Annotated in this window: 12 protein-coding genes; 2 read left to right on the top strand and 10 right to left on the bottom strand. The window is 55.2% G+C overall.

Annotated elements, in window-relative coordinates:
* Positions 1 to 31: 31 nt before the first annotated feature.
* The 4 genes from ndk to HHJ16_RS00775 form a co-directional block, all read right to left on the bottom strand.
* On the bottom strand, positions 32 to 457 hold the full coding sequence (gene ndk / locus HHJ16_RS00790; protein WP_293639886.1) for a nucleoside-diphosphate kinase: 426 nt from the start codon (positions 455 to 457) through the stop codon (positions 32 to 34).
* Positions 458 to 572: 115 nt separating this feature from the next.
* Positions 573 to 2,144 (bottom strand): pseudouridine synthase, encoded by a 1,572-nt coding sequence (locus tag HHJ16_RS00785; protein WP_293639885.1) that lies wholly within the window; start codon positions 2,142 to 2,144, stop codon positions 573 to 575.
* Positions 2,145 to 2,154: 10 nt separating this feature from the next.
* Positions 2,155 to 2,880: an SMC-Scp complex subunit ScpB gene (scpB, locus tag HHJ16_RS00780; RefSeq protein ID WP_293639884.1), complete on the bottom strand. Its 726-nt coding sequence runs from the start codon at positions 2,878 to 2,880 to the stop codon at positions 2,155 to 2,157.
* 100 nt (positions 2,881 to 2,980) lie between these two features.
* A complete protein-coding gene (locus HHJ16_RS00775) occupies positions 2,981 to 4,015 on the bottom strand; it encodes an RluA family pseudouridine synthase (protein WP_293639883.1) in 1,035 nt (344 codons plus the stop codon).
* Between the two features lie 17 nt (positions 4,016 to 4,032).
* Here HHJ16_RS00775 and HHJ16_RS00770 point away from each other — a divergent pair, with 17 nt between their 5' ends.
* A complete protein-coding gene (locus tag HHJ16_RS00770) occupies positions 4,033 to 4,857 on the top strand; it encodes an outer membrane protein assembly factor BamD (protein WP_293639882.1) in 825 nt (274 codons plus the stop codon).
* Here the strand turns inward: HHJ16_RS00770 and HHJ16_RS00765 are convergent.
* Positions 4,820 to 6,826, bottom strand: coding sequence for an ATP-dependent DNA helicase (locus tag HHJ16_RS00765; RefSeq protein WP_293639881.1), 2,007 nt, complete (start codon positions 6,824 to 6,826; stop codon positions 4,820 to 4,822). The two genes, HHJ16_RS00770 and HHJ16_RS00765, sit on opposite strands and share 38 nt — an antisense overlap.
* Complete coding sequence (locus HHJ16_RS00760) at positions 6,826 to 7,029, bottom strand: YdcH family protein (RefSeq protein WP_293639880.1); 204 nt, start codon at positions 7,027 to 7,029, stop codon at positions 6,826 to 6,828. Before HHJ16_RS00760 ends, HHJ16_RS00765 begins: the two co-directional genes overlap by 1 nt.
* An 87-nt stretch (positions 7,030 to 7,116) precedes the next feature.
* Here HHJ16_RS00760 and HHJ16_RS00755 point away from each other — a divergent pair, with 87 nt between their 5' ends.
* On the top strand, positions 7,117 to 7,875 hold the full coding sequence (locus tag HHJ16_RS00755) for a protein phosphatase 2C domain-containing protein (RefSeq protein ID WP_293639879.1): 759 nt from the start codon (positions 7,117 to 7,119) through the stop codon (positions 7,873 to 7,875).
* Positions 7,876 to 7,882: 7 nt separating this feature from the next.
* Here the strand turns inward: HHJ16_RS00755 and HHJ16_RS00750 are convergent, their stop codons facing one another.
* The 4 genes from HHJ16_RS00750 to odhB form a co-directional block, all read right to left on the bottom strand.
* Entirely contained in the window at positions 7,883 to 8,542 is a 660-nt protein-coding gene (locus HHJ16_RS00750) for a hypothetical protein (RefSeq protein WP_293639878.1), read from the bottom strand.
* Complete coding sequence (zapE, locus tag HHJ16_RS00745) at positions 8,539 to 9,642, bottom strand: cell division protein ZapE (protein ID WP_293639877.1); 1,104 nt, start codon at positions 9,640 to 9,642, stop codon at positions 8,539 to 8,541. Before zapE ends, HHJ16_RS00750 begins: the two co-directional genes overlap by 4 nt.
* 19 nt (positions 9,643 to 9,661) lie before the next feature.
* Positions 9,662 to 11,089, bottom strand: a complete 1,428-nt coding sequence (gene lpdA / locus HHJ16_RS00740) for a dihydrolipoyl dehydrogenase (protein WP_293639876.1) — start codon at positions 11,087 to 11,089, stop codon at positions 9,662 to 9,664.
* A 64-nt stretch (positions 11,090 to 11,153) separates the two neighbouring features.
* A complete protein-coding gene (odhB, locus tag HHJ16_RS00735; protein WP_293639875.1) occupies positions 11,154 to 12,422 on the bottom strand; it encodes a 2-oxoglutarate dehydrogenase complex dihydrolipoyllysine-residue succinyltransferase in 1,269 nt (422 codons plus the stop codon).
* Positions 12,423 to 12,462: the final 40 nt, after the last annotated feature.

Raw genomic sequence — 12,462 nt, 5'->3', positions numbered from 1 at the left:
AGGGGAAGCAAAGCATGGGGATGAACACGGTTTAGCGCGAGTAGACGTTCATGCCAGCAAAGAAGAATGCGATTTCTTCCTTTGCAGTTTCGACAGCGTCAGAGCCATGCACAGCATTGGCATCGATGCTGTCAGCGAAATCGGCACGAATGGTTCCCGCATCAGCCTTCTTTGGGTCGGTAGCGCCCATCAGGTCGCGATTCTTCAAGACAGCGCCCTCACCTTCCAATGCCTGGATCATTACAGGGCCGGAAATCATGAACGAGACCAAGTCCTTGTAGAAGGGACGCTCTTTGTGCACGGCATAAAACGCTTCGGCTTCGCCCCGCGATAAATGAACCATTTTGGCGGCAATCACTTGGAGCCCTGCAGCTTCAAAACGTGCATAGATTTTGCCGATCACGTTTTTTGCTACCGCGTCAGGCTTGATGATGGAGAGAGTGCGTTCGATCGCCATGTGTTTTCCTTAACCTTAGATTTTCAAAATATTCAAAAATTGAATAAAGCTTTTGATTTTAACCTGTGGAAAGGCGCATTCGGATGAACTTCACAAATGGATTACATCAGCGGGCTCAACGATTTCCACCTCGGTTTCCACCGCCACGGTTGGGGCCCCCGCGGCGCTGACCACCACCGCCACCCATGTCGCCAGCATTGCCACCACCTCCACTGCGCCGCTGCCCCTGGTCTTGTCGCTGACGGGTGAAAGTATCTGCACCAATATAGCCAAACGACGTTTTCATGGGATCGGGCTGCGCGCCGCCGCTACTTTTGTCGCCCCAATCATCGCGCCGCTTTTGCCGAGGCAAGCCACCGGTGGGCGCCGGTTGCCCAGACCGAGGGCCCGGGTTGAAATTACCGCTCTGGCTGCGGCCTTTCCCACCGCGCCGCCTGTCGCTTCCAGGCGCAGAGTCAGTCCGTTTAATAGGGGGCTGCAAATCATTCGGATCCTGTTCGATCCCGGCTTGCGGCAATTCATTGGGATAGCCCGCATTGTTGATTGAACGCCCGCCGCGGGCGCCGCGCGAAAGTTCATTTCTGCGAGGGCTCGGGCCTCCGCGATGCTCATCACCCCCCTCATTCGACCGATGTACTCGATTTTTTGTGGCATCCCGGGGATCGGGGCGAGCTTCGGAACGCGTCACCGCGTTGGTCAAAGACCAAATATCACGCTCGTCCAGTTCGACAAACGCGCCACGCTTCAGGCCGCGCGGCAAAAGCATCGCCCCGTACCGGATCCGAATCAGTCGGCTGACTGCATGACCCACGGCTTCAAACATTCGCCTGACCTCGCGATTACGACCTTCAGAAATTGTCACCCGATACCAGCAATTAGCACCCTCGCCGCCACCCGCCTCAATCGAGCCGAAATTTGCCACGCCGTCGTCAAGCGTCACGCCGTCAAGCAGACGTTTTTTTTCCTCGTTATTCAGCGCGCCCAATACACGCACGGCATACTCCCGCTCCAAGCCGAAGCGGGGATGCATCAACTTATTGGCCAACTCACCCGAGTTGGTCAAAAGTAGCAAGCCCTCGGTATTCAGGTCAAGACGACCCACGGACTGCCATTTGCCCTGAAACAGTTTTGGCAGCCGCCGGAACACGGTCGGTCGATTCTGGGGATCGTCGTGCGTGACCACCTCTCCTGCTGGCTTGTGATAAGCAATGATGCGAGGCGGCGGCGGATCAATCCGAACTCGAACGGGCTTGCCATTGACCTTGACGGTATCGCCGAACTGAATGCGCTGCCCGATGTGGGCCGGCTCGGAATTGACCGAAATTCGTCCCTCAAGAATTAACTGCTCCATTTCTAGCCGGGAACCCAGACCAGCCTGCGCCAATACTTTATGCAGCTTCGGCGTCTCCGGCTGCGGCAACAATACCCGTTTCGGCAAATCAAGACCCTCATTGTCTTCATCCGCGTCAAATTGACCGGTTACCACGTCTTCAAACCGGATCGTGGTTGGTGAAGACGTCGACACGCGTGGCTGGGTCGAGGGTTGTGGCGTCGAAGAACTTTTCAGCTTGCCGGGAGCTATTGAATCAGGAGCGCCTTGTGTCGAACATTGCGGCACTACAGCGCTACTTCCATCTTGCTCGGAGGGGGCCGGAATTGCGGACTCGGGATGGTCTTGTTGGTTCATACTTTTACATTCATGCGTGAGAATCGCCGGCGTCCTGCGTACAAGGCTCGGCTTCTGGACTGTTGCTGGTAGTGAGCGCTGAGGCCACCTGATTTTCAGGATTCAATTTCAGCCTAGCGGTTTCGTCGTCGGTGACCTTCAAGGAGGCGTCCAGACTCACGGATGGGATCGGTGCGGGTTCTGAAATATTAAACTCGATTTGTTCAAGCATTGAAACCTGCCCCGAGGTGCTGTCCATGGCGGGAAGCTGAGCCAGCGATTCGACGCCCATATCATCTAGGAACTGCTTGGTCGTGGCATAGAGTCCAGGCCTGCCTACGGTTTCCCGGTGACCAATTACCTCAACCCATCCGCGATCTTCCAACTGCTTGAGAAGCATGCTATTGATCGTGACGCCGCGAATATCCTCCATGTCGCCGCGCGTCACGGGCTGGCGGTAAACAATGATTGAGAGCGTTTCCAGGGTTGCCCGACTGTAGCGTGGAGGTTTTTCCGGATGCAGTCGGTCCAGGTACTCACGCATTTGCGGCCGACTTTGAAAGCGCCAGCCCGACGCCACTTGAACCAGTTCCACGCCGCGTCCCGACCAATCGTTTTGAAGGTCTTCCAGCACTAGTTTCAGGCTGTCGGCGTTGAGTACCCCGTTAAACAAGACACCCATCTCACGCAAAGGCAGCGGTTGCTGCGCGCAAATAAGTGCTGTTTCGAGGACGCGCTTTGCATCCATCGTATTCATGATTGTGATCGTTCCGAAAAAAAGCGGGGAAATGCTTGTCCGCGCATTGCATTCAGGCGCGGTCTCCTCGTCAGGGGCGCGATGTGCTGGTAGCTGAAAACTACGAAATTTGATTGTATATCAGCCCTAAATCCGCGATGGCAGCCTGCAAGTCTGGGGGCGGCGCTGATCTGAATTCCATCAGGGCGCCCGTGACGGGGTGCTGAAACGCCAGCTTGCATGCGTGCAGCGCTTGGCGGTGCAGATTAGCTACAACCGACCCCCCATAGAGTTCATCCGAGACCAAGGGATGGCCAAGAAAAGCCATGTGAACCCGGATTTGATGGGTCCGCCCGGTGTGTAACTTGCACTTCACCAGGCAGTACCGTTCTCCATTTTGAAGCAACGATAGCTCCGTGGAGGCCGACTTGCCGGAATTCCTTTCAAGATCAACCACCGCCATGCGCAAGCGATTGCGGGGATCTCGCCCAATCGGTGCATCCACCTGGCAGCATCTTGCCCCCTGCCATGCGCCATGGGCCAGTGCAATGTATTCCCGTCTGACGTTACGGGCCGCAATCAAGCCTACCAGCTGGTCCATCGCGGTTCTCTGGCGGGCGACCACCATTAACCCGCTGGTGTCTTTGTCCAGACGATGGACGATGCCCGCACGAGGTAAAAAGGACGAAGAGGGGTCATATGCCAACAATCCGTTGAGCAAAGTTCCGCTCCAGTTTCCAGGCGCGGGATGCACCACAAGCCCGGCAGGCTTGTTGATCACCAACAAGTAGGGGTCTTCAAACACAATTTCCAGCGCCATGGATTCAGGCCGGAAGGCTTGACTTTGCGGCGTAGGCCGCAACTCGATACTCAGCTCATCCCCAGCCTTCACCCTGGCGGCCGTTTTAGTCACCGTCAGGCCACCCACCCGCACCACCCCTGCCTCTATCAATTGCTGAAGATAATTGCGGGAGAACTCAGGCACAATAGCAGCCAACGTACGGTCCAAACGGCTGCCGTGGCTCGCAACAGGAACCGTCACCTGACGGATCTCCATTTCCGCAGTGCTCTCCGCGTCCTCCGGAGCGTCATATTGCTGTCCTTCAGCGGCAACAGCGCCCGATATAATCAATTTGCTTTGTACAGAATCAGTCATCAAGAAGGTCGATTGCAATGTTTTTCACTAAATTATCGGTAGGCCTCAAGGCAGTACTGCCCGCTGCAGCCGTTTTTGCATTGTCTTTTGTAATCGCAGGCTGCTCGACTACCCCAGCCCCGGATCGCACCGCCACTTGGAGTCCGAAAAAGATTTACTCGGAAGCCAAAGATGAAGCGGACTCCGGTGCCTACGACAAGGCGATTCCTCTTTATGAGAAATTGGAGGGACGAGCAGCCGGAACCCCGCTGGCCCAACAAGCTCAGATCGACAAAGCGTATGCCCAGTATAAAGGCGGAGAACAGGCCCAGGCCGCGGCAACGCTAGATCGGTTTATGAAACTTCACCCCGCCAGTCCCGCTATGGATTACGCGCTGTACCTTAAAGGTTTGGTGAACTTCAACGACAACCTTGGTATTTTCGGCTTCATTTCACGGCAGGATTTGTCTGAACGCGACCAAAAATCGGCGAAGGAATCGTTCGAATCGTTCAAGGAACTATCGACCCGCTTTCCGGATTCACGCTACGCAGCGGACTCGCGCTTGCGCATGACCTACATCGTGAATTCCTTAGCCCAATCCGAGGTTCACGTTGCTAGATATTACTATTCCCGCGGAGCCTATATTGCCGCTATTAATCGTGCTCAAAGTGCGATTTCTGACTATCGCGACGTTCCAGCACTGGAAGAGGCCACCTTTATTCTTTATAAATCCTACGACGCGCTGGGCATGATTGAATTACGAGATGACACCCGTCGCATCATGGAAAAAACCTATCCTCAAAGCCAGTTCTTGAGCGCGGGCTTCAAGTCCGTGGACAAGCCGTGGTACAAGTTTTGGTGAAACTAGCGAGCTTGTCCAGCAATTCTTGCTCCGATGTCAGCCTTTGCATCGGGGGAAGTGCTCTTAACAGACGCCGCCCGTAACCCATGGAAATCAAACGGCTGTCACAGACAACCAAGATCCCCTGATCGGTTTCCCTGCGTATGAGACGCCCCGCCCCTTGTTTCAGTGCCACAGCTGCTTCAGGCAAAAAATAGTCGTTGAACGCACTGCGCCCCTGTGATTCAAGCATTTTCGAGCGGGCTTCGGCTAAAGGTTCGTTAGGCGGAGGAAAAGGCAGTTTGTCGATGATGACCAACTGAAGCGCATCGCCAGGCACGTCGATACCTTCCCAAAACGATGCCGACGCAACCAATATGCAAGCCCGGTCCCCTTTGCTGTTTCCTTCCCGAAAGCGGTCAATCAAAACCCGTTTGGGCATACTTCCCTGAACCAGGACCTCCAGCTCGCCCGAGCGCTCGAAAGCGGTCTGAAGCGCTTCCCCAATTGCTCGCAGTGCCCGTAGCGTGGTGGTCAGCACCATCGTGCGCCCCCCCAATTGCCGCGACCAGATCACCGCCGACGCCGCAACCTTTGCGCTATGCGAAGGGTCGCTGGGTTTCGGGAAGTTGTGTGGAATATACACAGCAGCTTGGCGTTCATAGTCAAAGGGGCTACCAACCCGCAGCACTTCAGCCTCTGCCAATCCGCAGGGCTGGGTAAACCACGTGAGCTTCGGATCGTCGCCGAGCGTTGCCGAGGTAAATATCCAGGATTTTTCGGCACCTCCCGCGGCGCCCAGCACCTTACTCTTTACCGCCCTCGAAATATCCAGCGGTGACTCGATCAGCCGCAACTGGCTTCCCACGTCAATCCAGCGCACACAACCCGGCTCGCAGGCATCAACAAAACTTTTAGCCCGCTCTGCCAATTCAGTGGCACGCTCATGCAGTCGGACAAAGTCAGGCGCGAGCTCCGTGACCGTGTCCAGCGCCACACCCGCCTGTAGGCAGGACGCATGGACCGCTTCCAGTGCTTGATTCCAGACCTTGGCATTCAGGCCCTCAGGCCCTTCGTCGGTCCAGCGCAGTTTGGTGCCCGGCAACTGCTTGCCCGCACACAAGCGCAACTCGCGGGCTGCCAGCTCGGTAGCCGCAACGACTGTTTGCCAATCTACCAGCCCGCGAGCCAGTTGCAGACCGGCCGCCAACAAGTCGCGGGAAAAATCCAGTAGCTGGCCGGTTGTGAGATTTCGCCCTAAAAATTGCACCCCAATTTCATTCAACTGGTGCGCTTCATCAAATATCGCAATGCGTACCGAAGGCAGCAATTCGGCCACGCCAGACTCGCGTACCGCAAGATCGGCAAAAAACAGATGGTGGTTGACCACCACCACATCCGCTGCCATGGCCTCCCTGCGAGCAAGGTTGACATGACAAACCCGGAAACGCGGGCATTGTGCACCCAAGCAATTTTCCCGAGTAGAGGTCACCAAGGGAATTACCGGTGAGCGCTCATCCAACCCAGGGAGTTCTGCCAAATCACCAGTCCGTGTCAGTTGGGACCACTTTTCAACGCTTGCCAGCGCACGCATTGGAACGCCATCAGGCAGTGATGTCTCCTGGCGAGCCATTTCCATGCGGTGCAGACACAAATAGCTTGCCCGCCCTTTGAGTAACGCCGTACGCACCGGCAGCCCAAACGCCTTCACCAAGTTAGGTAAATCGCGGCCGAACAGTTGATCCTGCAAGGCTTTGGTCGCGGTCGACAGTAAAACCCGCTCACCGCTCAACAAGGCAGGGACCAGGTAAGAAAACGTTTTTCCCACACCGGTACTGGCTTCCACTACGAGCGGATAGGCGCCTTCTATCGCCCGCGTCACAGCTAAAGCCATCTCGGTCTGACCGGGACGCGGAACAAAATACTCCGAGGCACGGGATAAAACGCCACCCGGCGCAAACGCCTCTTCCACTGCAAACGCCAAACTCATCAGGCCGGCTCAGGAGAGTCCAACGACAATTCGAGCTGCAAGATCTGGTCGCGAAGCTGAAGCCGGCGTTTTTTGAAACGCCTGAGCAGCAGTTCGTCAATGGGCCGGGCGTGCGCCGTCATGTCTACCAAAACATTCAAGTCCGCATGTTCGATTTTGAGTTCGATCAGTTGCCGTTTCGGAGAGTGTAAATTTAAGTTCAAGGTATTTCGATCTGTACGCGATGCTTAATCTGATAATACGTTGATTGCAACCATAAATCGAGCCCTCGCGGGTTCGGCTACCACACGATGTCCAAAGGTTATCGAATCACAGCATCCACGGGCATCCACAAAGGTGATCGAGACTATCAACAGGACCAGGTGAATCTGCTGAGTCACCCGCGGGCTTCTGGCTGTCTGTTAGGCATAGTGGCGGACGGCATGGGGGGTCGCAGCGGCGGGCGTAAAGCCTCTGACCAAGTCATGCTGACGGCCAAACAGCTTTTCGAACGTTATGCCCCGGCCACTGATGACGCACCTTCAATGCTCAAGCAGATCATTGAAGAAGCCCATATCGTGATCAAACTGACCGCAATATCGGCTGAACAGGAACCTCACAGCACGCTGGCGGCATTTTTGATCAACCCAGGCGGGGCCTGCCACTGGGCGCATACCGGCGACTCCCGGATTTACCACTATCGGGGCAACAAGCTAGTGCATAGAACGGTCGATCACTCGTATGTACAAACTCTGGTCGACAAAGGAGAAATCACCGAAGAGGAGGCCAATATCCACCCTCAATCAAATATTTTGATGAGTTGCCTTGGCACCGAGGAAGCACCTTCCGTCACACAGCATTTCATCCCCCAATTGCGTCCAGATGACATTCTGCTTGCCTGTAGTGACGGAGTCTGGCACTACTTCACCGCTAACGAAATGGGTTCAGCCTTGTCCATTTTGTCGCCTCGCGAAGCGACCGAATTTTTAATTAAAAAAGCCAGATCGCGTGCGCGCGGCGTTGGTGACAATCTGTCGCTGGTGATTGTCAAGCTTGAGCCTTTGGGCTAGAAAACGCTTACTCTGGCAAAGGCAAGGGATTTGGGGTGCGCTTGTCCCGCTTCAGCTGATCGCTTTCATGCTGAGCCCGCCGAGTCCCCGCTTCTTTCTGGCGCTCGTTGAATTTTTTAGCTTCTTCCGCTGCGGTAGCGGGAATGTCCGCTCGTGATCGCGCTTTTTGCCGATTGTCTTTGAGCTTCTCCGCGTTGGCTTCACCGTTAACCTTTTCACTGGACTGAACTGAGGCTCGATCCTGCTGTTTTTGCTTATCCCGATCCAGTCGCGACTGGTAATCCTCTACGGCTTTGGCGCGCAGGTCAGCCGCTTCCTGTAGCTTTTCAGGGGATGATTTTTCTTCGGTTTTTCGAATCTGTTCCGCCCCTTTAATTTTTCGCTCCTCATCGTTAAGAGCGATCTCCCGCCCCCGCAGATCAGCCCTCGCCTCACGCCGCCTGGTGTTCAAGTGATCCAGGCAGCCGTTGACAGCAAATCTTTTGTAGCAGGCAGCATCTTCCGCTAAAAAGCCAGCCTCCAGCTTGGCCCGCTCGGCACTGATTTTTACGCGCTCTGCGTCGATAGTGCCACGCCGAGCCGGAGGGGCCGCCACTTCTCCGCCAGTTTGCGCACCTGTGAGCGCGCTTAGCGTCGCAATAAAGACGGCAAGGAAAATTTTTTTCATGTTAATGTCGTGTCAACATTTCTACGCTCCAGAGCAAGAAACTCCATTGATTGCATTTCGTTGAGCCGCGAAACCGTACGGGGAAACTCATGCACCAAGGGTCCTTCTGTATACAACGACTCAGGGGCCACAGCGGCCGACATGATCAATTTGACCCTGCGGTCATACAAGACATCCACCAACCAGGTAAACCGCCTGGCTTCTGATGCCATCCTGACCGGCATGTGGGGCACGTTGCTCAGCAGCACAGTATGAAACTGGCTGGCAATCTCCAGGTAGTCGTTTTGTGATCGTGGCCCACCGCACAAGGTTTTGAAATCGAACCAAACGGCTCCTCCGGCCTTTCGCTTTGCCCTGATTTGCCGCGACTCAATCTGCAGAACTGGAGTTTCATCCTGTGACTCCGCCAGACGATTAAAGGTGTCCGTCATCTCGGCCTCTGCCTGGGGACTGAGTGGTGTATGGTAGAGCTTCACATGCTCTAGCGTACGCCTCCGATAGTCGGTCCCGTTGTCGACACTGAGAACCTCCAGATGGGCCTTGAGCAGCTCTATGGCGGGGAGGATACGCTCCCTGTGCAGCCCGTTGGGGTAAAGATCATCGGGACGAAAGTTCGACGTTGTGACAAAGCCGACACCGTTCTCAAACAACGCGATCAGCAGTCGATGCAAAATCAAGGCATCCGTGATGTCCGCCACATGAAACTCATCAAAGCAAATCAGCCGATAGCGCTTGGAGATGCGCTTGCCCAACTCATCGAGCGGGTTCACTGTGCCCTGGAGCTCATGCAGTTCCCTATGTACTTCCCGCATGAATTCGTGAAAATGCAGCCGGATCTTGCGCTTGAGCGGTACGGCGCCATAAAAACAATCCATGAGGAAGCTTTTACCCCGTCCCACTCCTCCGTACATATAAACGCCCCGCGGAATGTCGGGCCGGTTGATAAGCTTCTTGAAGGTATTCGATCTTCGCTCTTTGAACGCCGCCCATTCAGTGGCACAGCGCTCCAACGCATCGATCGCACGTAATTGAGCGGGATCACTTGTGTACCCCCGTATCGCGAGTTCAGCCTCGTAGGCTGAACGCACCAGATAAGTCACTGATTCCGCACCCAGATCGTCAAAAATTCAGGGTGCGCTTGTCCACCGCTAATGCAGCCTCTTTGGTAGCTTCGCTGAGCGACGGGTGCGCGTGGCAAATACGGGCGATGTCTTCGCTGCTGGCGCGAAACTCCATCGCCATCACGCATTCGGCGATCAGCTCGCTGGCCATCGGACCAACGATATGCACGCCAAGAATTTCATCGGTTGCGGCATCTGCCAGCATTTTCACCATGCCCGTGGTATCTCCCATGGCGCGCGCACGACCATTGGCCATGAAAGGGAAGGTGCCGGCCTTGTAAGCACGCCCTGTGGCTTTCAATTGCTCCTCGGTTTGGCCAACCCATGCAATCTCGGGGTTGGTATAAATCACCCAGGGAATGGTGTTGAAGTTGACATGGCCGTGTTGCCCGGCGATACGCTCAGCTACCGCGACGCCCTCTTCTTCTGCTTTGTGCGCCAACATAGGACCCCGCACGACGTCACCCACCGCCCACACATTGGGCAAATTGGTTTTACATTCGTGGTCGACCACGATGGCGCCGCGTTCATCGAGTTTTAATCCCACCGCTTCAGGTGCAAGACCAATCGTGTTGGCTATTCGGCCAATTGAGATAATCAATTTATCGACATCGAGCGTCTTGCCTTGACCCTTTGAATCAATATAGGCAATTGACGCGCCTTTTTTCCCGGATTTAATCTCGCCAACCGTCACACCGAGTTCAAGCTTCAACCCCTGTTTAACAAAAGCTTTTTGTGCTTCCTTGGCAATCTGCTGGTCCACAGCGCCCAGAAACGTAGGAAGTCCCTCCAGGATGGTGACCTCGGCACCTAGCCGTCGCCAGACCGAACCCATTTCAAGTCCGATCACGCCCGAACCGATTACACCCAGCCTTTTGGGTACAGCAGGAATTCGCAGCGCGCCGTCATTGGAGAGAATAGTTTCTTCATCAAACGGCACACCCGGCAGCGCACGCGCGATCGAACCGGTAGCCACAATTACGTGTTTGCCGGAGATGACTGCAGCGACAACGCCTGCAACATTGATGTCGTAGGCGCCGTTTTTAGCAGAGACAAAGGAGCCACGGCCGTGGAAAAAAGTGACCTTATTCTTTTTAAATAAGTACACGATGCCATCGTTGTTTTGTTTGACGACGGAATTTTTGCGGCTGACCATCTTGGCAACATCTAGTTCCAAGCCCTTCACCTCGATGCCATGGTCCGAAAAGTGGTGGCCCGCTTGTTCGTAATAATCCGAGGACTGCAACAGGGCTTTGGACGGAATACATCCAATGTTGGTACAAGTACCGCCCAAAGCCGGACCGCCATCGGCGCTTTTCCATTCGTCGATACAGGCGACGCTAAAGCCCAGCTGGGCTGCGCGGATAGCGGCAATATAGCCACCCGGCCCGGCACCGAGTACGACCACGTCAAATTGTTGGGGCATGTTCTTTTCCGTAAATTGAAGGCCAGACTGGTAGTCCAACTACTGCAGCCTGGTTTGACAGTCTCTAAATATCGAATAACAGGCGGGCGGGATCTTCCAGAGCCTCTTTCATGGCTACCAGGCCCAACACTGCTTCACGGCCGTCAATGACCCGGTGGTCGTAGCTCATGGCAAGGTAATTCATTGGGCGAATCACTATCTGACCATTTTCAACTACCGCCCGGTCTTTGGTTGCGTGCACGCCCAAAATGGCGGACTGCGGTGGGTTAATAATCGGGGTGGACAGCATGGAGCCGAATACGCCGCCGTTGGAGATAGAGAACGTCCCGCCCGTCATCTCTTCAATACCCAGCTTGCCGTCACGTGCCTTGGCGCCGTATTCGGCAATCTTCTTTTCGATTTCAGCAAAACTCATCTGGTCGGCGTTGCGCAGGATAGGCACCACCAAGCCGCGCGGCGAGCCGACGGCGATACCAATATCGAAGAAGCCGTGATAGACAATATCGTTGCCATCCACACTCGCGTTGAGAACCGGATATTTCTTCAACGCATGCACAGCGGCTTTTACAAAGAAGCTCATAAAGCCAATCTTGACTCCGTGCGCTTTTTCAAACTTCTCTTGGAAACGCTTGCGCATCTCCATTACAGGGGCCATGTTGACTTCATTGAAAGTAGTCAAAATGGCGTTAGTGGATTGCGACTGCAGCAGACGCTCGGCGATGCGGGCGCGAAGGCGGCTCATGGGAACGCGCTGCTCAGGGCGATCACCCAAATCGACAGGATTGGCAGGTGCAGCCACTTTTGGTAAAGCAACGGTTGGCACCCCTGCAGGAACTGCGGTCGCCGCGACCGATTTGGCCGCATTGGACCCCGTTGCAGCCAATACGTCACCTTTAGTGACACGGCCCTCCTTGCCGGTTCCCGGGACAGAGCCAGACGCCAAGTTGTTGTCTGCCATCAACTTGGCAGCTGCAGGCATGGCCACACCGGCCATAGAGCTGCCTGCTACGGCAGCAGAGGCTGAGAGCGGCGGCGCTGAAGCCGTAACAGCAGCAGGCGCAGTGGCAGCCGCTACGGCTGCGCCTGCCTTGCCCTCCGTATCAATTCTCGCGATTACCTGATCCGACACCACCGTGCCGCCATCCGGCACCAGCAACTCAATCAGCACCCCGGCAGAAGGCGCGGGCACTTCGAGCACGACTTTGTCGGTTTCGATCTCAATCAGGATCTCGTCCGTGGCAATTGCCTCGCCGACCTTTTTTTTCCACTGCAACATGGTGGCTTCCGCCACGGACTCGGACAGTTGGGGAACTTTGACTTCTACGATAGCCATTTTGATTCTTTCGGGTATTTTTTGTGTTTTTTGTGGTTCG

Origin of the sequence: Polaromonas sp., from assembly GCF_012927485.1 — a bacterium.
GTDB lineage: Bacteria > Pseudomonadota > Gammaproteobacteria > Burkholderiales > Burkholderiaceae_C > Polaromonas.
The sequence above is the reverse complement of the archived record's forward strand: the minus strand, read 5'-3'. Positions and strand labels throughout refer to the sequence as shown.

Coding starts and splice junctions, on each gene's coding strand:
- ndk (WP_293639886.1), bottom strand. CDS start 457: ATGGCGATCGAACGCACTCTCTCCATCATCAAGCCTGACGCGGTAGCA.
- HHJ16_RS00785 (WP_293639885.1), bottom strand. CDS start 2,144: ATGAACCAACAAGACCATCCCGAGTCCGCAATTCCGGCCCCCTCCGAG.
- scpB (WP_293639884.1), bottom strand. CDS start 2,880: ATGAATACGATGGATGCAAAGCGCGTCCTCGAAACAGCACTTATTTGC.
- HHJ16_RS00775 (WP_293639883.1), bottom strand. CDS start 4,015: ATGACTGATTCTGTACAAAGCAAATTGATTATATCGGGCGCTGTTGCC.
- HHJ16_RS00770 (WP_293639882.1), top strand. CDS start 4,033: ATGTTTTTCACTAAATTATCGGTAGGCCTCAAGGCAGTACTGCCCGCT.
- HHJ16_RS00765 (WP_293639881.1), bottom strand. CDS start 6,826: ATGAGTTTGGCGTTTGCAGTGGAAGAGGCGTTTGCGCCGGGTGGCGTT.
- HHJ16_RS00755 (WP_293639879.1), top strand. CDS start 7,117: ATGTCCAAAGGTTATCGAATCACAGCATCCACGGGCATCCACAAAGGT.
- HHJ16_RS00750 (WP_293639878.1), bottom strand. CDS start 8,542: ATGAAAAAAATTTTCCTTGCCGTCTTTATTGCGACGCTAAGCGCGCTC.
- lpdA (WP_293639876.1), bottom strand. CDS start 11,089: ATGCCCCAACAATTTGACGTGGTCGTACTCGGTGCCGGGCCGGGTGGC.
- odhB (WP_293639875.1), bottom strand. CDS start 12,422: ATGGCTATCGTAGAAGTCAAAGTTCCCCAACTGTCCGAGTCCGTGGCG.